This window comes from Pseudomonas sp. MOIL14HWK12:I2 (genome assembly GCF_000510745.1).
Classification (GTDB): Bacteria; Pseudomonadota; Gammaproteobacteria; order Pseudomonadales; family Pseudomonadaceae; genus Chryseomonas; species Chryseomonas oryzihabitans.
In genome coordinates, this window is record NZ_AZOA01000010.1 from 169,086 (window position 1) to 189,330 (window position 20,245).

Genomic DNA, 20,245 nt, shown 5'->3' on the forward strand with positions numbered 1-20,245 from the left:
CGGGTCCGCTCACGCCAGCACCGTTCCGGGGTCGGTCCATATGGGCCATCCATGGCCCACTGAACCTCTCGCCGCATCCATGCGGCTCGACCCACTCCACGGCACTGGCGTTCGCCCTCCTGAACGGGGCGATTCGCTAGCCTGAAAGTTTTGATTGAAAAATCGTAGCGTGGACAACGGCGTAGCCTTGTCCACAAAGCCCGCGGTGCATGCCAGTGGAAAACGCTGCGCGGTTTTCCACGCTACAAGGATGTGCATCAGGCATCAGGCTTGCGCCCTGTTCCCGTCAGTGAGGCAGAGTCCAGGTGTCGCGGAGGGGGATGCGAGGCAGGACGGCGAGCAAGGCGCAAGGGGCAAGAGTCCACTTCGTGTCGTGCACTTGGAGCGGCGCCGGAGCGAGGGGATCCGGAGCGCAGCGGAGGGCCGAAACGTGGGGCAAGCGTTTTTGCTTACTTTTGTCCGGGGCGCGCAGCCGCGATTGGCAAAAGTGAGTCGCCCGGGTGGGCGAAACAAGAGCCATCAGCAGACCACGATAATCAGCTAGTGCCGTGAAAGGCTAAAACCCAGGGCGTTGGGCTTCGCTCCCGCTCCACCCAACCTACGAAAAATCCCCTCAGCGTACGCTCAACCGATACCCCACCCGCTCCAGCCACTGGGCTTCCAGTTCGAAGTCGGCCTGAGTCAGGGGGTTTTCTGCCAGCCAGCCATCGGGGAATTGCACATCGAGGCTACGCTCGCCAGCGCTGAGCTGCACATCCGGAATGCTCTTGTGGCGGATGTGGTGGAAAAGGATGGCGAAGCGCAGCAACAGCGTCAGGCGCAGCAGCGGCTCGCCTTCCGGGCCCAGCTCCTGCAGGCGGTCCAGCGGAATGTTGCGGCGATGGCCGCGTACCAGCAGGGCCAGGGCCTGCTGATCGCGGCGGGAGAAGCCGGGCAGGTCCGAGTGCTCGATCAGGTAGGCGCCGTGCTTGTGGTACTGGTAGTGGGCGATGTCCAGGCCGACGCCGTGCAGGCGCGCGGCCCAGCGCAGCAGTTCGGCATGGTTCTCGTCGGTCAGGGCCCAGGCCTCGGCGACCTGTGCCAGGGACTTCAGGGCGCGCTTTTCCACCCGCTCGGCATGGCGCTGGTCGACGTGGTAGCGCTCGGCCAGGGCGTTGAGGGTGCGCTCGCGGACGTCTTCGTGGCTGTGCCGGCCGATCATGTCGTAGAGCACCCCTTCGCGCAGGGCGCCTTCGGAGAGATGCATCTCCTGCAGTTCCAGTGCCTTGAACAGGGCTTCGAGGATGGCCAGGCCGCCTGGCAGGATGGCGCGTCGATCCGGCTTCACGCCGTCGATGTTGAGCAGGTTGATGTCACCCTGCTTGAGCAGCTTGCGCTTGAGCCATTCGATGCCGTCCGGGGTGATCTCGCCATTGCCGCGGCCGGCGGCCTGGATCGCCAGGGCCACCGCGCGGATGGTGCCGGAGGCGCCGAGGGCCTGGTGCCAGCCCATCTCGCGCAGGCCCTGGTCGATGTTCATCAGTTCCAGGCGGGCGGCGGTATAGGCGCGAGCGTACTGGGCGGCGGTGATCTTGCCGTCGGCGAAGAATCTCTTGGTGAAGCTGACACAGCCCATCTGCAGACTCTCGCGCTGCAGGGTCTCGAAGCGCTGGCCGATGATGAATTCGGTGCTGCCGCCGCCGATGTCGGTCACCAGGCGGCGTCCGGGCACATCGGGCATGGAGTGGGACACGCCCAGGTAGATGAGACGGGCCTCTTCGCGACCGGAGATGACCTCGACCGCATGGCCGAGCACGGCTTCGGCGCGCTGGATGAATTCGGCGCGGTTGCGCGCCTCGCGCAGGGCGTTGGTGCCCACCACCCGCACGGCGCCGCGCGGCATGCCGGCGATCAGCTGGGCGAAGCGGCGCAGGCAGTCCAGGCCCCGCTGGATGGCCTCTTCGCTGAGCAGGCGCGACTCGTCCAGACCGGCGGCCAGCTGGATCTTTTCGCCCAACCGCTCAAGGATGCGGATTTCCCCGTGGGAGTGGCGCGCCCGGACGATGTGAAAGCTGTTCGAGCCCAGGTCGATCGCGGCGATCAGTTCGTGGGGTTCGGCTGGCGAAGGCTGCATCTGGAGGCTCTCGGCGATAAACCGCGCCATCGTGCCAGCTAGCCGGTGGCGGCTTCAAGCGCACAGCGGTTACGGTTGCGCAAAGTGGCAGAAAAAATAGGGTTTTTCCGCCTCAGGAGGCCACCTGACCGATGAACTGGGCCAGTTCCGGCGTCTGCGGATGGGCGAACAGCTCCTGGGGATGACCGCTTTCGTGCACCTTGCCCTGGTGCATGAACACCAGCTTGTCGCCGACCTCGCGGGCGAATCTCATCTCGTGGGTGACCATGATCAGCGTCATGCCCTCGCGGGCCAGTTGCTTGACCACCATCAGCACCTCGTTGACCAGTTCCGGGTCCAGCGCCGAGGTGATCTCGTCGCAGAGCAACACCTTGGGCGACATGGCCAGGGCGCGGGCGATCGCCACCCGCTGCTGCTGGCCGCCGGAGAGGCGATCCGGATAGCTGTCGAATTTCTCCGCCAGGCCGACCCGTTCGAGCATCTGCCGCGCCAGGGCGCGGGCTTCGTCCTTGCTGGTCTTCTTGACCACCTGGGGCGCCAGCATCACGTTCTCGCCCACGGTCAGGTGCGGGAAGAGGTTGAATTGCTGGAAAACCATGCCGACCTTCTGCCGCAGCGACCTCAGATTGACCCGGGCCGCGTCCAGGTATTCGCCATCCACCTCGATGACGCCGTCGTTGATGGATTCCAGGCCGTTCAGGGTGCGCAGCAGGGTGCTCTTGCCCGAGCCGCTCTTGCCGATGATGGCCACCACCTGGCCTTCCTCGACGGTCAGGTCGATACCCTTGAGCACATGGTGGTTGCCATAGTGTTTGTGCAGGGCGGTCACTCTAAGCAGCGGCATGCAGTCTCCTTTCCAGCCAGCGGGCGGCCAGCGACAGCGGATAACAGAGGATGAAATAGCCCAGGGCCGCGAGGCCGTAGACGGTGAAGGGCTGGAAGGTCGCGTTGGCGAGCATGCCGCCGATCTTGGTCAGTTCGGTGAAGCCGATGATGGAGGTCACCGCGGTGCCCTTGACCACCTGCACCGAGAAGCCCACGGTGGGCGCCACGGCGATGCGCAGGGCCTGGGGCAGGATCACGTGGCGCAACTGCTCGAAGCGGGTCAGCGCCAGGCTTTCCGAGGCTTCCCACTGGCCGTGGGGAATGGCGTCGACGCAGCCCCGCCAGATCTCGGCGAGATAGGCGCTGGTGAACAGCGTCAGGGCCAGGCCGGCGGCCAGCCAGGCGGGGACTTCCAGGCCCAGCAGCGACAGGCCGAAGAAGGTCAGGAACAGCTGCATCAGCAGCGGGGTGCCCTGGAACAGCTCGATGTAGCCGCGCGCCAGCAGGCGGAGCGGCCGGAGCGTCGAGTTGCGCGCCAGCAGCACCAGCACGCTGGCCAGGCCGCCGAAGAGGAAGGCCGCCAGCGACAGCAGCAGCGTCAGGCCGAGACCGCTGGCCAGGCTGCGCAGGATGTCGGCGAGAGTGAAGTCCATCAGCGCCTCCTGACGATGAAAAAGACGCCCAGCCAGTGCAGCGCCTGGCGCACGCCGATGGCCATGAGCAGATAGATGAGGGTGGTCAGCAGATAGGTTTCGAAGGCGCGGAAATTGCGCGACTGGATGAAGTTGGCGGCGAAGGTCAGCTCTTCGGTGGAGATCTGCGAGCAGACCGCCGAGCCCAGCATCACGATCACCACCTGGCTCGACAGCGCCGGCCAGACCTTGGCCAGCGCCGGGCGCAGGATCACGTAGCGCAGGGTTTCGAAGCGGGTCATGGCCAGGGCCGCCGCCGCTTCCAGCTGGCCGCGCGGGATCGCCTGGATGCCGGCGCGGATGATCTCGGTGGAGTAGGCGCCGAGGTTGATGACCATGGCCAGCACCGCCGCCTGGCCGGCTTCGATCCGCACCCCGATGGAGGGCAGGCCGAAGAAGATGAAGAACAGCTGGATCAGGAAGGGCGTGTTGCGGATCAGTTCGACATAGACCCCGAAGGCCTGGGCGAAGGGTTTCAGGCGCCAGGCGCGGCAGGTGGCGCCGACGATGCCGATGAGGATGCCGAAGAAGCCACCGATCACCGTCAGCTCAAGGGTGTAGAGCGCTCCCTTGAGCAGCAGGTCGCTCTGCGCGAGCACAGGCTGGAAGTCGAACTGATACGCCATGGCGCGTCGATCCTCAGAGAGTGGCCGGCAGGGGATCGCCCAGCCATTTTTCGGAGTTCTTGCTCAGGGTGCCGTCGGCGCGGGCCGCGTCGAGAATGGCGTCGACCTTGGCCTTGAGCGCCGGCTCGTTCTTGTTGATGCCCACGTACACCGGCGAATCCTTGAGCTTGACCTTGAGCACCGGCTCCTTGGCCGGATTGCGCGTACCTATCACCTTCATCACCACGCTGCCGCTGGCGATCAGCTCGGACTGCCCGGCCAGGTAGGCGGCGATGGTGGAGTTGTTGTCTTCGAAGCGCTTGATCACGCTGTCCTTCGGCGCCACGTCGGTGAGCGCCAGGTCTTCGATGGAGCCGCGGGTCACCGAGATCACCTTGCCGGCCAGCTGCTCGGGCGTGCTGATGGCGGCATCCTTGGGACCGAAGACGCCGAGATAGAAGGGCGCATAGGGCTTACTGAAGTCGATGACCTTTTCGCGGTCGGGATTCTTGCCCAGGCTGGAGATGACCAGGTCGACCTTGCCGGTGGTCAGGAAGGGAATGCGGTTGGTGCTGTTGACCGGGGTGACTTCCAGCTTCACGTTCAGCTTGTCCGCCATCAGTTGTGCGGTGTCGATGTCCAGGCCGCGCGGCTTGAGATCCGGGCCGATCGAGCCGAAGGGCGGGAAGTCCTGCGGCACGGCGACCTTGAGCACGCCGCGCTGCTGGATGTCGGCCAGCTGATCGGCTTGGGCGGAGGTGTGCAGGGCGGTCAGGCCCAGGGCGAGCAGGGAGAGGGCGGTCCAGCGCTTGAGCATGACGAGACTCCGAAAGCAGGAAGGGATGGCTCTGCCCAGTGCATTTCATGTGCCAGTCCCCTGCCAGACGGGTGCAAGGGCCGTCTGGCCTGAGGATTGGTCTTACTGGTCTGAACAGTTGTCCCGCTCAGCACCCTGAACTTCCGCTTGCCGTGAGCCGCTTTGGTGCGCGGCTATGGCGGCGTGCTCTGCCTTGGGGCTGCACTTGAAGTCGCTGGAAATTGGGCATAAAAGGCAAGCTTCCGGACTGACTGGCCTGACCACGCCATGCCCCTCGCTGCCACCCGTGCCGTACCCCAATATGCCGTCGACGCCATTCGCCGGCTGATCGAGACCGAAGGCTATGCCCCCGGCGCGGCCCTGCCCGCGCAGCGCGAGCTGGCCGAGCGGCTGGGGGTGAGTCGCGCCTCCCTGCGCGAGGCACTGTCCACCCTCAGTGCCCTGGGCCTGGTCAGCGTCCAGCCCGGGCGCGGGGTCTATGTGCAGGAGGCGACGGGCGCGCCGGATGGGCACTGGCCCTTCGCCGGCGAGGTCGCCGCCGCCCATGTCTTCCAGTTGAGATTCGCCCTGGAGGGCTTCGCGGCTGGCCTCGCCGCCGTCACCCTGGGCCCCGCCGACCTGGATCGCCTGGAGGTCAATCTCGCCGCCCTGCACCGGGCGCTGCGGGCCAACGAGCTGGAAGAGGCCGCCGTGCTGGATTTCGATTTCCATCGCCAACTGCTGCTGGCCGCGGACAATCCGGCCATGCTCGCGGTGATCACCAGCAGCCCCGAGCGTTTCCACGAAAGCCAGAAACTGCCCTTCGTGCGCCCCGAGCGGGCCCTGGAAACCTGGCAGGAACACCGGCGGATCCTCAGGGCGCTGAGCCGCCGCTCGCCCGCGGCCGCGCAAAAGGCCATGCGCGAACATATCCGCAATGCGGCGCTGCGCAGCGGAACCCCTTTCCCGGTACCTGCGGTCTAACATCAATGCCGGTCATAGCCACCATCAATGTTCGAATGCTTTCGAAGTGACGGCAGCAGGGCTATCATGGGCGTACTTCAAGTCGCACCCGAATTCGGAGAGAGTCAATGAGCGAATACATCACCAACGTCAGCGACGCCAGCTTCGAGCAGGACGTGCTGAAGTCCGACAGCCCCGTGCTGGTCGACTACTGGGCCGAATGGTGCGGTCCCTGCAAGATGATTGCCCCGGTTCTGGACGAGATCGCCAAGGACTACCAAGGCAAGCTCAAGGTCTGCAAGCTGAACATCGACGAAAACCAGGACACCCCGCCGAAGTACGGCGTGCGTGGCATCCCGACCCTGATGCTGTTCAAGAACGGCGCGGTCGAGGCCACCAAGGTCGGCGCCCTGTCCAAGTCGCAACTGGCCGCCTTCCTCGACGCCAACGTCTGAGGGTTCTGGTCGAAAGCCCCGCCATGCGGGGCTTTTTTATGCCTGGACGGCTGGACGAGCACAGGTGCAGGTGCTAGATTCCAGCCACGACCCCATCAGCGGGCCGTCTTCTCATCTGCTGTAGCCGTCAGTTCTCCTCTTCAGAACGCATCCCGCGAAGCTAATCTCGCATCCGGCCGCTCAGCTCGAATCCCTCCTTCGCCTCTTCTCACGTCAACATACGTCTATGAATCTGACCGAACTCAAGCAAAAGCCCATCACGGAACTGTTGGAAATGGCGGATGCCGCGGGCTTGGAAAACATGGCCCGGTCCCGCAAGCAGGACATCATCTTTGCGCTGCTCAAGAAGCACGCCAAGGGTGGCGACGAGATTTCCGGGGATGGCGTGCTGGAGATCCTGCAGGACGGCTTCGGCTTCCTGCGTAGCGCCGACTCCTCCTACCTGGCCGGCCCCGACGACATCTATGTCTCTCCCAGCCAGATCCGCCGCTTCAACCTGCGCACCGGCGACACCATCATCGGCAAGATTCGTCCGCCGAAAGAGGGCGAGCGCTACTTCGCGCTGCTCAAGGTCGACACCATCAACTTCGACCGTCCGGAAAACGCCAAGAACAAGGTGCTGTTCGAGAACCTCACGCCCCTGTTCCCCAACAAGCGCCTGACCATGGAAGCCGGCAACGGCTCCACCGAAGACCTCACCGGTCGGGTCATCGACCTCTGCGCCCCCATCGGCAAGGGTCAGCGCGGTCTGATCGTCGCGCCGCCCAAGGCCGGCAAGACCATCATGCTGCAGAACATCGCGGCCAACATCACCCGCAACAATCCCGAGTGCTACCTCATCGTGCTGCTCATCGACGAGCGTCCCGAGGAAGTGACCGAGATGCAGCGTACCGTACGCGGCGAAGTGGTGGCCTCCACCTTCGACGAGCCGCCGACCCGCCACGTGCAGGTCGCCGACATGGTGATCGAGAAGGCCAAGCGCCTGGTCGAGCACAAGAAGGACGTCGTCATCCTGCTGGACTCCATCACCCGTCTGGCGCGTGCCTACAACACCGTGATCCCCAGTTCCGGCAAGGTGCTCACCGGTGGTGTCGATGCCCACGCCCTGGAGAAGCCCAAGCGCTTCTTCGGTGCCGCGCGCAACATCGAGGAAGGCGGCAGCCTGACCATCATCGCCACCGCGCTGGTGGAAACCGGCTCGAAGATGGACGAGGTGATCTACGAGGAATTCAAGGGCACCGGCAACATGGAGCTGCCCCTGGAGCGGCGCATCGCCGAGAAGCGCGTCTTCCCGGCCATCAACATCAACAAGTCCGGCACCCGCCGCGAAGAGCTGCTCACCGACGAGGAAGAGCTGTCCCGCATGTGGATCCTGCGCAAGATCCTGCATCCGATGGACGAGATCGCCGGCATCGAATTCCTCCTCGACAAGTTGCGTCAGACCAAGACCAACAACGAGTTCTTCGATTCGATGAAGCGCAGCAAGTAAGGCGCAGTCGCATGCAAAGGCCGGGAAATCCCGGCCTTTGGCGTTTCTGGACCAGTGCTTTCTCGATGCGCGACTCAGGCGGTAGACTGCCAGACTTTCCCCAGCGCCAAGAGGCCGCATGCAATACCGAGATCTGCGTGACTTCATCCGCAGCCTGGAGCAGCGTGGTGAACTGAAGCGCGTGACCGCCCCGGTCTCGCCGATCCTCGAGATGACCGAAATCTGCGACCGGACCCTGCGCAAGCAAGGCCCGGCGCTGCTGTTCGAGAATCCCGTGGGCTTCTCCATGCCCGTGCTGGGCAACCTGTTCGGCACGCCCCAGCGCGTAGCCCTGGGCATGGGTGCCGAGGACGTCGGCGCCCTGCGCGAGATCGGCAAGCTGCTGGCCTTCCTCAAGGAGCCCGAGCCGCCCAAGGGCCTCAAGGACGCCTGGTCGAAGCTGCCGATCTACAAGAAGGTCATCAGCATGGCGCCCAAGGTCCTCAAGGACGCCCCCTGTCAGGAGGTGATCGAGGAGGGCGAGGCGGTCGATCTGGGCCGGTTGCCGATCCAGCACTGCTGGCCGGGCGACGTGGCGCCGCTGATCACCTGGGGCCTGACGGTCACCCGCGGCCCCAACAAGGAGCGCCAGAACCTCGGCATCTATCGCCAGCAGGTCATCGGCCGCAACAAGCTGATCATGCGCTGGCTGAGCCACAGAGGCGGCGCCCTGGACTTTCGCGAGTGGTGCCAGAAGCATCCCGGCCAGCCCTATCCGGTGGCCGTGGCCCTGGGCGCCGATCCGGCCACCATCCTCGGCGCGGTCACGCCAGTGCCCGATACGCTGTCCGAATACGCCTTCGCCGGCCTCTTGCGCGGCAGTCGCAGCGAACTGGTCAAGTGCGTGGGCAACGACCTGCAGGTGCCGGCCAGCGCCGAGATCGTGCTGGAAGGCGTCATCCATCCGGGCGAGACCGCGCCGGAAGGGCCCTATGGCGATCACACCGGCTACTACAACGAGGTCGATACCTTCCCGGTCTTTACCGTGGAGCGCATCACCCGGCGTCGCGATCCCATCTATCACAGCACCTACACCGGGCGTCCGCCGGACGAGCCGGCCATCCTGGGCGTGGCGCTCAACGAAGTCTTCGTGCCCATCCTGCAAAAGCAGTTTCCGGAAATCGTCGACTTCTACCTGCCGCCGGAAGGCTGCTCGTACCGCATGGCGGTGGTGACCATCAAGAAGCAGTACCCCGGCCACGCCAAGCGGGTGATGCTGGGCGTCTGGTCGTTCCTGCGGCAGTTCATGTACACCAAGTTCGTGATCGTCACCGACGACGACATCAATGCCCGCGACTGGAACGACGTCATCTGGGCGGTCACCACGCGCATGGATCCCAAGCGCGACACCGTGATGATCGACAACACCCCCATCGACTACCTGGACTTCGCCTCGCCGATCTCCGGCCTGGGCTCGAAGATGGGCCTGGATGCCACCCACAAGTGGCCGGGCGAAACCACCCGCGAGTGGGGGCGGGCGATCGTCAAGGACGAAGCGGTGGTCAAACGGGTGGACGAGATGTGGTCCAGTCTCGGGATCGATTAACGGAGACGACGATGAAGGTCACCCTGCAGCCCTCGGGTGCGGTACTGGAAACCCAGCCCGGCGAAGCCATCCTGGCCGCCGCGCAGCGCCTCGGCTACAGCGGACCGCACAGCTGCCGCAATGGCAACTGCCAGCTCTGCGCCGCGCTGCTGGTGGAGGGGCAGGTCAGCCAGCACGGCCAGACGGTCGATCACGGCGAGGTCTATGTCTGCGTGGCGGTGCCCCTGAGTGATTGTCTGCTGCAGTGGGACGGCGTCCTGGCGCCCGGCGAATTGCCGGTGCGCACGCTGGCCTGCCAGGTGGTGGCGCTGGATGACGTGGGGGGCGATGTCCGCCGGGTGCGCCTGCGCGCGCCGGCTGGGCGACCGCCACGCTATCACGCTGGCCAGTACCTGCTGATCGGCCGTGACGACGGCAAGCAGTCGGCCTTTTCCCTGGCCTCGGCGCCCCACCAAGGGCGTGAGCTGGAATTGCACGTGCTGGCGCGCGAGGCCAGCAGCCAGGCGCTGCTGGCGCAACTGGAAGGCAAGGGCATGGCCCAGGTCGAGCTGCCCTATGGGGATGCCCATCTGGCCGAGCTGCCCGATGGTCCCCTGGTGCTGATCGCCGCCGGGACCGGCATGGCGCAGATGCACAGCCTGATCGAGGACGCCCGCACCCGCGGCTTCGCCCATCCGGTGCACCTCTACTGGGGCGTGCGCACGCCGGACGACTTCTATGCCATCGAGGCCTGGGAGCAATGGGCGGAGCTGCCCAATCTCGTCCTCAACCGGGTGGTGAGCGATGCCTGTGGCTGGGAAGGGCGCTGTGGTCTGCTGCACGAGGTGGTGAGGGCGGATTTCGCCGACCTGAGCGGCCTGCACGTCTATGCCAGCGGCTCGCCGGCCATGGTCTATGCCACCCTGGACGCCCTGGTGGACGCCGGCATGGACGCGCACCAGATGCGCGCCGACGTCTTCGCCTACGCGCCGCGGGGTTGATGCGGCTCGCGGCCATGCCGGTGCGTCGTAGCGACCGCTCCTGCAGCTAGGGTGAGCTGTAGGAGCGGCCCATGGCCGCGATTTGTCAGTGGCGTTCAGCGCTACCGCTGTGACTTGGCCACCATGCCGGTGTGTCTCAGAGTCAGTGCCAGGAAGACGATGGCCAGGACGCAGGAGCCGATCAGCAGCATGAAGCCGCCATCCCAGCCGAAGTGGTCCACGGTGTAGCCGACCAGGGCATTGGCCGCCACCGAGCCACCCAGGTAGCCGAACAGTCCGGTAAAGCCCGCAGCGGTGCCGGCGGCCTTCTTGGGCACCAGTTCCAGCGCCTGCAGACCGATCAGCATCACCGGACCGTAGATCAGGAAACCGATGCAGACCAGGGCCGCCAGGTCGACGCCGGGATTGCCTTCCGGGTTGAGCCAGTAGACCAGGGTGGCGATCATCACGCCAAGCATGAACACCACGCCGGTGGCGCCGCGGTTGCCGCGAAACAGCTTGTCCGAGAGCCAGCCGCAGAGCAGGGTGCCGGGGATGCCGGCCCACTCGTAGAAGAAGTAGGCCCAGGAGGTCTTGTCCACCGAGAAGTGCTTGGCTTCCTTGAGGTAGGTGGGGGCCCAGTCCAGCACGCCATAGCGCAGCAGATAGACGAAGACGTTGGCAAAGGCGATGTACCAGAGCAGGCGGTTCTTCAGCACGTACTCGACGAAGATCTCCTTGGTGGAGAATTCACGTTCGTGACCTTCGCTGTAGCCCTCGGGGAAGTCCTGTTTCCAGTGTTCCACCGACGGCAGGCCGCAGGATTGCGGGGTGTCTCTCATGGCGATGAAGGCGAAGGCCGCGACCGCCAGGGCCACCACGGCCGGGACATAGAAGGCGGCGTGCCAGTCGTTGAACCAGGCCAGGCCGAGCAGGAACAGCGGACCGATCAGGCCCCCGCCGACGTTGTGGGCGACGTTCCACACCGAGACCNCCCCGCCACGCTCCTTCTGCGACCACCAGTGCACCATGGTGCGACCGCTGGGCGGCCAGCCCATGCCCTGGAACCAGCCGTTGAGGAACAGCAGGACGAACATGATGCTGACGCTGGAGGTAGCCCAGGGCGCGAATCCGAACAGCAGCATCACCAGCGCCGACATCACCAGCCCGAAGGGCAGGAAGTAGCGCGGATTGGAGCGGTCCGAGACCAGCCCCATGAGGAATTTGGACAGGCCGTAGGCGATGGCCACCGCGGACAGCGCCACGCCCAGTTCGCCCCGGCTGTAGCCTTGCTCCACCAGGTAGGGCATGGCCAGCGAGAAGTTCTTGCGGAGCAGGTAGTAGCCGGCATAGCCGATAAAGATCCCGGCAAAGATCTGCCAGCGGAGACGTCGGTAGACGGGGTCGATGCGATCGGCGGGCAGCGGCGCGCGGTGGGCCGCGGGGGCGAAGATTCCAAGCATGGGAGCCTCGGTATTGTTATAGGTATTAATCGAAAGCGAACATTCCAGGTTCGTTTTCGAATATTACAATGATATTACAGCGGGTCCAGGCTTTTCCGCCCTGTGGCAGCGGCAGCCCGGATTCCCTCTTGATCTGCGGGGGTTGCGCGCCTAGGGTGGCGCGTCTTTGCCGTTGTTTTCGCGAGTCGTCATGCCTGCCTGGAAAGTCCTCTCCTCCCGCGCCCTGAACCTGGCCACCGCCCTGTTCGAACGCTATCCGCGGCTGATCGCCCTGGCCGGCTTCATCTCGGGGATCTGCAGCTTCCTGCTGGTGGACCGGCAGAAGGGCTTCGCCCCGGTGATGGCCGTGGTCATGCTCGCGAGCTGGGTCTGGCTGATGCTGGAAAACGTGCTGCGGGGCTGGGTCAGCCGCCGTTTCGGCTGGGAATTGCCGCCGCCGCTGTTGCGCTACGCCACCCAGCTGATCCACCAGGAAAGCCTGTTCTTCTGCCTGCCGTTCTTTGCCATCACCACGGCCTGGAACAGCGGCCAGGCGCTGTTCACCGGGCTGCTCGGCGCGGCCGCGCTGGTGTCCATCATCGATCCGCTCTACTACAAGGCCCTGGCGCCGCGGCGCTGGGTCTTCCTCAGCTACCACACCCTGACCCTGTTCGCTGTGCTGCTCACGGCGCTGCCGATCATCCTGCACCTGACCACCACCCAGAGCTACGAACTGGCCCTGGGGGTCGCCGTGCTGCTGTCCTTTCCCAGTCTGGCGGTGGCCTTCCGGGTACGCCTCGGCTGGCGCTGGCTGGGGCTGCTGGGGCTGTGCCTGGCCATCGGCGCCTTCGGCTGGCTGGGGCGCGCCTGGGTGCCGCCGGCCACCCTGTGGCTGACCGACATGGGCATGAGCACCAACTTCGACAGCCTCAAGCGCCAGCCCGGCGATGCGGTGAAAAGCCTGAGCATTGCCCAACTGCGCGCCCAGGGGCTTTATGCCTTCACCGCCATCAATGCGCCGCGCGGTCTGAACGAGCGCATCTACCACGTCTGGCGCCATGCCGGTCAGGAGGTGGATCGGATTCCGCTGGATATCAGCGGCGGTCGGGAGGCCGGTTATCGCGCCTGGACCCACAAGCAGAACTTCCCCGGTGACGTGACCGGCCGTTGGCAGGTGCAAGTGGTAACGGACGTCGGCCAGGTGATCGGAACCCTCAGGTTCGAGGTGACCCCTTGAGCCGTGCTGGCTATGCTGCAGCCATCCACCCGCGAGGATCCAACGTGAAAGCTGTCGTTGCCATTGTGTTGTCTTTCTGCCTGGCCATGAATGTCTGGGGCGAAGAGAAGAAGGAAGGGAAGGAAGGCGAGGCGCCCAAGACCGAGTTCTACAACCTGACCCCGGCGCTGGTCGGCAACTATGGCAGCGGTCCCAAGCTCAAGTACTACAAGGCCGACATCGCCCTGATGATGACCGGCAAGGAAGCCAAGGATAAGGTCGAATTCCATGAGCCGCTGCTGCGCAATCAGCTGGTGATGCTCTTCGCCCAGCAGACCGATGAGACCCTGGCGGGCGTGGAAGCCCGCGAGAAGCTGCGTCAGGAGGCCCTCAAGCAGGTGCAGAGCGTCCTGACCCAGGAGGAGGGCAAGCCCCTGGTGGAAGACCTGCTGTTCAACAACCTGATCATCCAGCCCTGAAGCCAGCGCTCAGCCGCGGACCGCGGCGACGATCGCCGCCCATTCCGCCGCGCTGACCGGCATCACCGAGAGGCGGTTGCCCTTGCGCAGCAGGGCGAAGTCGGCGAGTGCCGGCAGCTGGCGCAGGCGCGGCAGGGTCAGCACCCGCGGAAAGGCCTCGACGAAGGCGACCTGGCGCGCCGTCCAGAGGTTGTCTGAGACACTGGCCTTGGGCGCATGATAGGGACTTTCGGGATCCAGGGCGGTGGGATCCGCGAAGGCTTCGCCGACGATGCGGCCGATGCCGGCAATGCCGGGTTCGGCGCAACTCGAATGGTGAAAGAAGAACAGCTCGTCGGGAGCCATGGCGCGCAGGAAGTTGCGCGCCTGGTAGTTGCGTACCCCGTCCCAGCGCGCCTGGCCCAGGCGTTCCAGGTCGGCCAGCGAGAATTCATCGGGCTCGGATTTCAACAGCCAGCAGGCCACGGTTCGTCTCCTGACGAATGGAGGCTCGGGAGCTTCCAGGAAAGGGTCTGGTCGATTGCAAGGGGCGACCGCTTGTCGCAGAATGCCGCGCATTCCGGATGTAGTCTGATCGTACGCGCTGAGCATAACAGGGCGACGTCCTGTCCTGCCCAAAGGTGCCAGCAAGGGGGTGGCCCAGCTCGATGAAACGCAAACCTGATCTGTTGTGGGTGCTGGTCCTGATCTTTACCCTGGGTGTCGTCACCACAGGGTACACCCAGAGCTTCTGGGAACAGCGCCAGAGCCAGCAATACGCCCGCTATGCCAGCGACACTCAGCCGGCGCGGGAAGTCTCGCCCGTACGCTGAGCGTACCAGCCGTCATCGCTCACCACGGCCGCCATGGGCACGTCCCAGGCCGCCAGTGCCAGCCGCTCCACCTTCTGACATTCATGGGCACAGCCGATCAGCTGCGGGCTGTGCCATTGCCGCCGGCGCGCCAGATAGGCCAGGTTGCGATCATAGAAGCCCTTGCCCATGCCCAGGCGTCCGCCCTGGGGATCGAAACCCACCAGTGGCATCAGAATCAGGTCCAGGGCCCAGGTCGGGCGACCCAGGCGCCGATCCGGGCGCGGCTCGGCGATGCCGAACCTATTGCGCACCCAGGATTCGCCACGACCCACGCGCTGAAAGATCATCGCCGTCCGCGGCCAGCGGGACAGCACCGGCAGGTAGGTGGCCTTGCCGCGGCGCTGGGCTTCCTCGAGCAGCGGACGCGGATCGATCTCGCCATCGCTCGGCAGGTAGAAGGCGATATGCCGGGCACGGCGAAACAGCGGATGCTGCGCGAGCTGCCGATAGAGTTGGCGGGCGGCCTGGCGTTGCTGCACAGGGGTGAGGGCGCGACGTCGCTGGCGAAGGAGCTTGCGCAGCGCGGGCCTGCTGAGATCGGAGGAAGGCGGGGTGGTCATGAAGGAAATGAGCTCTCCGGAATGCCGCTGCCGGTGTAGCCCTTGAACCCTTGGTTCAAGGTGGGAGAAGTCGTAGACCTTTAGGCTTTCCGCCGTAGCGGACATGCACACCAGTCTGACGAGCAACCCCCGGGGTGTTGCTTATCGGCTCGGGGACATGACCGACTGGCGCACACACCAGAGAGTGATCTCAAGTATACGCCCCTGAGCCGGGATGCAAACCCCCACCTGTCCCCGGTCGGCGATCAGGCGGTGGTGTCGTGTTCGGTGATCAGCGCCCGGTCGACGCGATCCAGCAGATCGCGAACCCGCTCGCGGGTGCTGCTGACTTCCAGGCTGACGTCGTCCTGGCGGTGCAGCAGTTCGTGGGTGATGTTGAGGGCGGCCATCACGGCCACGCGGTCGGCGCCGATGACCTTGCCGCTGCCGCGGATCTCGCGCATCTTGCCATCCAGGTAGCGAGCGGTGCTCTCCAGGTTGGCGCGCTCGTCAGCCGGGCAGCTGATGCGATATTCCTTTTCCAGTATCTGGACGGTCACGGTCTCGATGCTCATGAGTCCTGCTCCAAGGCTTTCAGGCGTAAAATCATCGCTTCGACCTTCGATCTGGCCAATTCGTTCTTCTCGATCAACTCGGCGCGCTCCTGGCGCCAGTTGCGCTCGCCCTGGCGCAGTTGTCGATTCTGCCGCTGCAATTCCTCGAGACGCAGGAGCAGGCGCTCCACACGGTCACCGAGGGCTTCCAGATCGGCGTCGAGGGGCGTGTCGCGAGACTCGCGCATGAGGGCTACAGCTCCAGAAGGGTGCAACGAGATTGGCCGCCGGCGGGGTCAGCGCGTAGGATAAGGCTTCATTCTAGCCAGCGCCTCACCTCGACGCCATGTCCAGCTCAGCATCCGCCTACGCCGCCTTCGCCACCCTGCTCGCCGAGGCCGCTCTGCCGGTCTCGCCCGCCGAACTCCACGGTCACCTGCTCGGGCGGGTCTGCGGGGGCGCGGGCTTCGACGAGAACGACTGGCTGGCCGCGGCCAGCGAGCTGCTCGGTGGCGCGCCGGGCGAGCGTCTGCAGGCGGCGCTCTCGGGTCTGCTGGGCATGGTGCAGCAGGAATTCGCCGGTCAGCAGGTGGCCCTGGTGCTAATGCTGCCGCCGGACGAGGTGCCGCTCGCCGAGCGCACCGCGGCCCTGGGCCAGTGGTGTCAGGGCTTCCTCGCCGGCTTCGGCCTGTCCGGCCGCACCGGCGAGGTCTCCGGCGAGGCGCGCGAGGTGCTCGAGGACCTGGCGGCCATCGCCCAGATCCAGGAGCCGGCCGAGGAAGGCGAAGAGGGCGAGAACGACTTCATGGAAGTCACCGAGTACCTGCGCGTCGCCCCGCTGCTGCTCTATGGCGAATACGGCCGCGGTCCCATTCCCGAACCCGCACCCGTGGTGCACTGAGCGGCCATGCCGCGGATCCACAAGGCCGAATTCGCCCGTCGCCGCCGCGCCCTGATGGCCGAGATCGGCCACGGCGGCATCGCCCTGCTGCCCGCCGCTCCGGTGTGCCTGCGCAATCGCGATATCGAACAACCCTATCGCCAGGACAGCGACTTCCAGTACCTCACCGGCTTTCCCGAACCCGAAGCCCTGGCCGTGCTGATTCCCGGCCGGGCCCACGGTGAATACCTGCTGTTCTGCCGCGAGCGGGACGCGGAGCTGGAGCGCTGGGAAGGCCGGCGCGCCGGTCAGGAAGGGGCACTGGCCGACTATGGCGCCGACGATGCCTTTCCCATCGGCGATCTGGACGACATCCTGCCCGGGCTGCTGGAAGGGCGCGAGCGGGTCTACTACGCCATGGGCGCCCATCCGGAATTCGAGCGGCAGCTGCTCAACTGGATCGAACTGATCCGCGCCAAGGCCGACCAGGGCGCCTCGCCGCCACGGGAGCTGCTGGCGCTGGATACCCTGTTGCACGACAGCCGGCTGTACAAGTCGGCCGCCGAGGTGCGTCTGCTCAAGGCCGCCGCCGAGCTGACCTGCGCCGCCCACCTGCGCGCCATCCAGGCCTGCCGACCGGGACTGCGCGAGTATCACCTGGAGGCGGAGCTGGACTACTGCTTCCGCCAGGGCGGTGCCCGGCTGGCGGCCTATGGCTCCATCGTCGCCGCCGGGGCCAATGCCTGCGTCATGCACTACCAGGCCAACGATGCCCCTCTGCGCGACGGCGACCTGGTGCTGATCGATGCCGGGTGCGAGCTGGAGTGCTATGCCAGCGACGTGACCCGCACCTTTCCGGTGAATGGCCGCTTCTCGCCGGAGCAGCGGCAGCTGTACGACATCGTGCTGGCCGCCAACCAGGCCGCCATCGCCTGCGTCGCGCCCGGACGGCACTGGAACGAACCCCACGAAGCCACGGTCAGGGTGATCACCGAGGGGCTGCTCGCCCTGGGGCTGCTGCAGGGCGAACTGGATGCGCTGATCGAGGCCGGCGCCTGTCGTGAGTTCTACATGCACCGCGCCGGACACTGGCTGGGGCTGGACGTCCACGACGTCGGCGAATACCGCATCGGCGATCAGTGGCGGATGCTGGAACCGGGCATGGTGCTGACCGTGGAGCCCGGACTCTACATCCCGGTGGAGGCCGAGGTGCCGCGCAAATGGCGCGGCCTGGGCATCCGCATCGAAGACGAGGTGCTGGTGACGCGCAGTGGTTGCGAGGTGCTGACCGCCGGCCTGCCCAAGGCGGCCGCGGAGATCGAAGGCTTGATGGCGGCCGCGCGCGACCGCCGGGAGAACGCTCATGCAACGTCCTGATATCGCCATCATCGGTGGCGGCCTGGTGGGCGCCAGTCTGGCGCTGGCCCTGCAGGCCGGCGCCAAGGCGCGCGGCTGGCGCATCCTGCTGGTGGAGCCCTTCGCCCCTGGCGACACCTATCAGCCCAGCTACGATGCCCGCTCCTCGGCGCTCTCCTACGGCTCGCGGCTGATCTACCAGCGCCTCGGCGTCTGGGACGCCCTGGCCGAGCATGCCGAGGCGATCCGCGAGATCCAGGTCTCCGACCAGGGCCGCTTCGGCGTGACCCAGCTGCTCGCCCGCGACGAGAACCTGCCGGCACTGGGCTATGTGGTGGAGAACGCCTGGATCGGCCAGGTGCTCTGGCAGGCGCTGGATCGCGAGGTGGTGGAATGGCGCTGCCCGGCCGAGGTACGCACGCTCACCGCCGTTGCCGACGGCTATCGCCTGGAGCTGGAGGATGGCGACATCCTCGAATGCGGCCTGGCGGTACTGGCCGACGGCGGGCGCTCGGCGCTGCGCGAGTCCCTCGGCATCGAGGTGCGGCGGACGGTCTATGAGCAGACCGCACTGATCGCTAACGTCTCGACCAATCTCAGGCATGGCGGTCGCGCCTTCGAGCGCTTCACGCCCCACGGCCCCCTGGCGCTGCTGCCCCTGCCGGGCCAGCGCAGCGCCTTGGTCTGGACCCAGCCGGACGGCGAGGCCCTGCGACTGCAACAGGCGCCCGCTGCCGTCTTTCTCGCCGAATTGCAGCAGGCGGTGGGCTATCGCCTCGGCAGCTTCACCCAGGTCGGCACCCGCCATGCCTATCCGCTGACCCTGCTGGAAGCCAACGAACAGGTCCGCCCGCATCTGGTGGTCCTAGGCAACGCCGCCCACAGCCTGCACCCCATCGCCGGCCAGGGCTTCAACCTGTCCCTGCGCGACGTCGACAGCCTGGCCGAGTGCCTGCTGGAGAGCGCCGCGGCGCCCGGCGACTTCGCCACCCTGCAGGACTACCTGCAGCGCCAGCGCCTGGACCAGCAGCTGACCATCGGCTTTTCCGATCGCATCACCCGGTTGTTTTCCAACAGCCGGCCCTGGCTCAGTGCCGGACGCAACCTGGGCCTGGTCGGCCTGGAGCTGTGCCCGCCGGCCAAGAGTGCCTTCGCCCGCCAGGCCATGGGCCTGGGTACCCGTCCCTGACCTGCGAGGAGAAACGAGCATGCTGACCCATGCGGATCTGGTGATCGTCGGTGCCGGCATGGTCGGCAGCGCCCTGGCCCTGGCCCTGGCCGACAGCGGCCTGTCGGTGGTGCTGCTCGACCGCGGCCCGCTCACCCCCGGCGCGGTCGAGAGCGACCTGCCCTTCGAACCCCGGGTCAGCGCCCTGTCGCTGGCCAGCCAGCGCATCCTGCAGCGCCTGGGCGCCTGGGACGGCATTCTCGCGCGGCGTGTCAGTCCCTACCAGGCGATGCACGTATGGGACGGCTCCGGCACCGGCGCCGTGCATTTCGATGCCGCCAGCGTGCACGCCGAGGTGCTCGGCCACATTGTCGAGAATCGCGTGGTGCAGGATGCTCTGCTCGAACGCCTGGCCGAGGCCAACGTCCTGCTCCTGCCCGAGGCGCGCCTGGAATTGCTGCGTCGCTCCGGCGATCAGTGGCTGGTGCAGCTGGCCGGCGACCGCCAGATCCGCGCGCCCCTGGTGGTGGCTGCCGATGGCGCCACCTCCGCCGTGCGCCGTCTGGCCGGGCTGGAAACCCGCGAATGGGACTATCTGCACCATGCCATCGTCACCAGTGTGCGCTGCGCCGAATCGCACCAGCGCACCGCCTGGCAAAGATTCACCGACGACGGCCCGCTGGCCTTCCTGCCGCTGGACCGCGGTGGCGACACCCGCTGGTGCTCCATCGTCTGGTCCTGCACGCCCAAGCAGGGCGAGCGGCTGATGGCGCTGGACGACGCGGCCTTCTGCCAGGCCCTGGGCGAGGCCTTCGAGCAGCGCCTGGGCAAGGTGGAGTGCAGCGACACACGGCTGTGCATCCCGCTGCGCCAGCGCCATGCCAAGCGCTATGTGGAACCCGGTCTGGCCCTGATCGGCGATGCCGCCCACGTCATCCACCCGCTGGCCGGGCAGGGCGTCAACCTGGGCTTTCTCGACGCCGCGGTGCTGGCCGAGGAACTGCGCCATGCCCAGGCGCGCGGCGAATCCATCGCCGAGCAGCGGGTGCTGGAGCGCTACGAGCGCCGCCGCATGCCGCACAACCTGGCGATGATGGCGGCGATGGAAGGCTTCCAGCGGCTGTTCCAGGACGACCGCCTGCCGCTGCGCTGGCTGCGCAATGCCGCGCTCAAGCAGGTCGATCGCCATTTCGAAGCCAAGGCCCTGTTCGTGCGCCGCGCCCTGGGCCTGTCCGGCGATGTGCCGGAGTTGGCCAAGGTAGTGGCCTAGCGGCC

General features: G+C 66.3%; 22 protein-coding genes and 1 other RNA gene. 12 read left to right on the forward strand and 11 right to left on the reverse strand.

The annotated features are described in order from the left end of the window. Positions 1-613 precede the first annotated feature (613 nt). The 5 genes from ppx to PSK12I2_RS0109360 all read right to left on the reverse strand — a co-directional run bounded on the left by ppx (position 614) and on the right by PSK12I2_RS0109360 (position 5,052). Positions 614-2,113, reverse strand: a complete 1,500-nt coding sequence (ppx, locus tag PSK12I2_RS0109340) for an exopolyphosphatase (protein WP_027598183.1) — start codon at positions 2,111-2,113, stop codon at positions 614-616. 112 nt (positions 2,114-2,225) lie between these two features. Then, on the reverse strand, positions 2,226-2,957 hold the full coding sequence (locus PSK12I2_RS0109345; RefSeq protein WP_027598184.1) for an amino acid ABC transporter ATP-binding protein: 732 nt from the start codon (positions 2,955-2,957) through the stop codon (positions 2,226-2,228). Next, positions 2,944-3,594, reverse strand: coding sequence for an amino acid ABC transporter permease (locus tag PSK12I2_RS0109350; protein ID WP_169854531.1), 651 nt, complete (start codon positions 3,592-3,594; stop codon positions 2,944-2,946). The genes PSK12I2_RS0109345 and PSK12I2_RS0109350 overlap by 14 nt, the downstream gene beginning before the upstream one ends. Further along, positions 3,591-4,256 carry an amino acid ABC transporter permease gene (locus tag PSK12I2_RS0109355; protein WP_027598186.1) on the reverse strand — a complete coding sequence of 222 codons (666 nt, stop codon included), beginning with the start codon at positions 4,254-4,256 and terminating at the stop codon, positions 3,591-3,593. The genes PSK12I2_RS0109350 and PSK12I2_RS0109355 overlap by 4 nt, the downstream gene beginning before the upstream one ends. A gap of 13 nt (positions 4,257-4,269) precedes the next feature. Then, the gene (locus PSK12I2_RS0109360; RefSeq protein WP_027598187.1) at positions 4,270-5,052 is read right to left on the reverse strand and encodes a transporter substrate-binding domain-containing protein; all 783 of its coding nucleotides are present in this window, start codon (positions 5,050-5,052) and stop codon (positions 4,270-4,272) included. Between the two features lie 267 nt (positions 5,053-5,319). Between PSK12I2_RS0109360 and PSK12I2_RS0109365 the strand changes: the two genes are divergently transcribed. The 5 genes from PSK12I2_RS0109365 to PSK12I2_RS0109385 all read left to right on the forward strand — a co-directional run bounded on the left by PSK12I2_RS0109365 (position 5,320) and on the right by PSK12I2_RS0109385 (position 10,503). Then, positions 5,320-6,015: a FadR/GntR family transcriptional regulator gene (locus PSK12I2_RS0109365; protein ID WP_027598188.1), complete on the forward strand. Its 696-nt coding sequence runs from the start codon at positions 5,320-5,322 to the stop codon at positions 6,013-6,015. A gap of 107 nt (positions 6,016-6,122) precedes the next feature. Continuing rightward, on the forward strand, positions 6,123-6,449 hold the full coding sequence (trxA, locus tag PSK12I2_RS0109370) for a thioredoxin TrxA (RefSeq protein WP_017639417.1): 327 nt from the start codon (positions 6,123-6,125) through the stop codon (positions 6,447-6,449). A gap of 226 nt (positions 6,450-6,675) precedes the next feature. Next, positions 6,676-7,938: a transcription termination factor Rho gene (gene rho / locus PSK12I2_RS0109375; RefSeq protein WP_007161344.1), complete on the forward strand. Its 1,263-nt coding sequence runs from the start codon at positions 6,676-6,678 to the stop codon at positions 7,936-7,938. A gap of 118 nt (positions 7,939-8,056) precedes the next feature. Then, on the forward strand, positions 8,057-9,523 hold the full coding sequence (gene ubiD, locus PSK12I2_RS0109380) for a 4-hydroxy-3-polyprenylbenzoate decarboxylase (protein WP_007161343.1): 1,467 nt from the start codon (positions 8,057-8,059) through the stop codon (positions 9,521-9,523). Positions 9,524-9,534: 11 nt separating this feature from the next. After that, positions 9,535-10,503: a CDP-6-deoxy-delta-3,4-glucoseen reductase gene (locus PSK12I2_RS0109385; RefSeq protein ID WP_027598189.1), complete on the forward strand. Its 969-nt coding sequence runs from the start codon at positions 9,535-9,537 to the stop codon at positions 10,501-10,503. 101 nt (positions 10,504-10,604) lie between these two features. Here the strand turns inward: PSK12I2_RS0109385 and glpT are convergent, their stop codons facing one another. Further along, on the reverse strand, positions 10,605-11,945 hold the full coding sequence (glpT, locus tag PSK12I2_RS0109390; protein WP_027598190.1) for a glycerol-3-phosphate transporter: 1,341 nt from the start codon (positions 11,943-11,945) through the stop codon (positions 10,605-10,607). Between the two features lie 190 nt (positions 11,946-12,135). On the opposite strand from glpT, the gene PSK12I2_RS0109395 reads away from it, so the two are divergent. Then, entirely contained in the window at positions 12,136-13,161 is a 1,026-nt protein-coding gene (locus PSK12I2_RS0109395) for a DUF5924 family protein (protein ID WP_027598191.1), read from the forward strand. A gap of 44 nt (positions 13,162-13,205) precedes the next feature. Beyond that, on the forward strand, positions 13,206-13,619 hold the full coding sequence (locus PSK12I2_RS0109400) for a flagellar basal body-associated protein FliL (protein ID WP_027598192.1): 414 nt from the start codon (positions 13,206-13,208) through the stop codon (positions 13,617-13,619). Positions 13,620-13,628: 9 nt separating this feature from the next. Here PSK12I2_RS0109400 and PSK12I2_RS0109405 read toward each other — a convergent pair whose 3' ends face one another. Next, a complete protein-coding gene (locus tag PSK12I2_RS0109405; protein ID WP_027598193.1) occupies positions 13,629-14,084 on the reverse strand; it encodes an EVE domain-containing protein in 456 nt (151 codons plus the stop codon). Positions 14,085-14,266: 182 nt separating this feature from the next. Here PSK12I2_RS0109405 and PSK12I2_RS25060 point away from each other — a divergent pair, with 182 nt between their 5' ends. Then, positions 14,267-14,431, forward strand: coding sequence for a hypothetical protein (locus PSK12I2_RS25060; protein WP_169742417.1), 165 nt, complete (start codon positions 14,267-14,269; stop codon positions 14,429-14,431). Here the strand turns inward: PSK12I2_RS25060 and PSK12I2_RS0109415 are convergent. The 4 genes from PSK12I2_RS0109415 to PSK12I2_RS0109425 all read right to left on the reverse strand — a co-directional run bounded on the left by PSK12I2_RS0109415 (position 14,398) and on the right by PSK12I2_RS0109425 (position 15,814). After that, the gene (locus tag PSK12I2_RS0109415; protein WP_027598194.1) at positions 14,398-15,033 is read right to left on the reverse strand and encodes a 5-formyltetrahydrofolate cyclo-ligase; all 636 of its coding nucleotides are present in this window, start codon (positions 15,031-15,033) and stop codon (positions 14,398-14,400) included. The two genes, PSK12I2_RS25060 and PSK12I2_RS0109415, sit on opposite strands and share 34 nt — an antisense overlap. A 9-nt stretch (positions 15,034-15,042) precedes the next feature. Next, positions 15,043-15,220, reverse strand: a non-coding RNA gene (gene ssrS, locus PSK12I2_RS24580) — 6S RNA. Positions 15,221-15,278: 58 nt separating this feature from the next. Continuing rightward, positions 15,279-15,587: a cell division protein ZapA gene (locus PSK12I2_RS0109420; protein ID WP_007161335.1), complete on the reverse strand. Its 309-nt coding sequence runs from the start codon at positions 15,585-15,587 to the stop codon at positions 15,279-15,281. Then, on the reverse strand, positions 15,584-15,814 hold the full coding sequence (locus PSK12I2_RS0109425) for a TIGR02449 family protein (protein WP_007161334.1): 231 nt from the start codon (positions 15,812-15,814) through the stop codon (positions 15,584-15,586). The genes PSK12I2_RS0109420 and PSK12I2_RS0109425 overlap by 4 nt, the downstream gene beginning before the upstream one ends. Positions 15,815-15,912: 98 nt before the next feature. On the opposite strand from PSK12I2_RS0109425, the gene PSK12I2_RS0109430 reads away from it, so the two are divergent. The 4 genes from PSK12I2_RS0109430 to PSK12I2_RS0109445 are packed head-to-tail and all read left to right on the forward strand — an operon-like array spanning position 15,913 to position 20,240. Continuing rightward, positions 15,913-16,467 carry a UPF0149 family protein gene (locus tag PSK12I2_RS0109430; protein WP_027598195.1) on the forward strand — a complete coding sequence of 185 codons (555 nt, stop codon included), beginning with the start codon at positions 15,913-15,915 and terminating at the stop codon, positions 16,465-16,467. A 6-nt stretch (positions 16,468-16,473) separates the two neighbouring features. After that, on the forward strand, positions 16,474-17,823 hold the full coding sequence (pepP, locus tag PSK12I2_RS0109435; RefSeq protein WP_027598196.1) for a Xaa-Pro aminopeptidase: 1,350 nt from the start codon (positions 16,474-16,476) through the stop codon (positions 17,821-17,823). Further along, positions 17,810-18,991 carry a 2-octaprenyl-6-methoxyphenyl hydroxylase gene (ubiH, locus tag PSK12I2_RS0109440; RefSeq protein WP_027598197.1) on the forward strand — a complete coding sequence of 394 codons (1,182 nt, stop codon included), beginning with the start codon at positions 17,810-17,812 and terminating at the stop codon, positions 18,989-18,991. Before pepP ends, ubiH begins: the two co-directional genes overlap by 14 nt. A 19-nt stretch (positions 18,992-19,010) precedes the next feature. Next, positions 19,011-20,240, forward strand: a complete 1,230-nt coding sequence (locus PSK12I2_RS0109445) for a 2-octaprenyl-3-methyl-6-methoxy-1,4-benzoquinol hydroxylase (protein WP_027598198.1) — start codon at positions 19,011-19,013, stop codon at positions 20,238-20,240. Positions 20,241-20,245: the final 5 nt, after the last annotated feature.

Bases quoted from the DNA above. Each gene is read 5' to 3' on its own strand.
- ppx (WP_027598183.1), bottom strand. From the start codon at position 2,113: ATGCAGCCTTCGCCAGCCGAACCCCACGAACTGATCGCCGCGATCGAC.
- PSK12I2_RS0109345 (WP_027598184.1), bottom strand. From the start codon at position 2,957: ATGCCGCTGCTTAGAGTGACCGCCCTGCACAAACACTATGGCAACCAC.
- PSK12I2_RS0109355 (WP_027598186.1), bottom strand. From the start codon at position 4,256: ATGGCGTATCAGTTCGACTTCCAGCCTGTGCTCGCGCAGAGCGACCTG.
- PSK12I2_RS0109360 (WP_027598187.1), bottom strand. From the start codon at position 5,052: ATGCTCAAGCGCTGGACCGCCCTCTCCCTGCTCGCCCTGGGCCTGACC.
- PSK12I2_RS0109365 (WP_027598188.1), top strand. From the start codon at position 5,320: ATGCCCCTCGCTGCCACCCGTGCCGTACCCCAATATGCCGTCGACGCC.
- trxA (WP_017639417.1), top strand. From the start codon at position 6,123: ATGAGCGAATACATCACCAACGTCAGCGACGCCAGCTTCGAGCAGGAC.
- rho (WP_007161344.1), top strand. From the start codon at position 6,676: ATGAATCTGACCGAACTCAAGCAAAAGCCCATCACGGAACTGTTGGAA.
- ubiD (WP_007161343.1), top strand. From the start codon at position 8,057: ATGCAATACCGAGATCTGCGTGACTTCATCCGCAGCCTGGAGCAGCGT.
- PSK12I2_RS0109385 (WP_027598189.1), top strand. From the start codon at position 9,535: ATGAAGGTCACCCTGCAGCCCTCGGGTGCGGTACTGGAAACCCAGCCC.
- PSK12I2_RS0109395 (WP_027598191.1), top strand. From the start codon at position 12,136: ATGCCTGCCTGGAAAGTCCTCTCCTCCCGCGCCCTGAACCTGGCCACC.
- PSK12I2_RS25060 (WP_169742417.1), top strand. From the start codon at position 14,267: ATGAAACGCAAACCTGATCTGTTGTGGGTGCTGGTCCTGATCTTTACC.
- PSK12I2_RS0109415 (WP_027598194.1), bottom strand. From the start codon at position 15,033: ATGACCACCCCGCCTTCCTCCGATCTCAGCAGGCCCGCGCTGCGCAAG.
- PSK12I2_RS0109420 (WP_007161335.1), bottom strand. From the start codon at position 15,587: ATGAGCATCGAGACCGTGACCGTCCAGATACTGGAAAAGGAATATCGC.
- PSK12I2_RS0109425 (WP_007161334.1), bottom strand. From the start codon at position 15,814: ATGCGCGAGTCTCGCGACACGCCCCTCGACGCCGATCTGGAAGCCCTC.
- PSK12I2_RS0109430 (WP_027598195.1), top strand. From the start codon at position 15,913: ATGTCCAGCTCAGCATCCGCCTACGCCGCCTTCGCCACCCTGCTCGCC.
- pepP (WP_027598196.1), top strand. From the start codon at position 16,474: ATGCCGCGGATCCACAAGGCCGAATTCGCCCGTCGCCGCCGCGCCCTG.
- ubiH (WP_027598197.1), top strand. From the start codon at position 17,810: ATGCAACGTCCTGATATCGCCATCATCGGTGGCGGCCTGGTGGGCGCC.
- PSK12I2_RS0109445 (WP_027598198.1), top strand. From the start codon at position 19,011: ATGCTGACCCATGCGGATCTGGTGATCGTCGGTGCCGGCATGGTCGGC.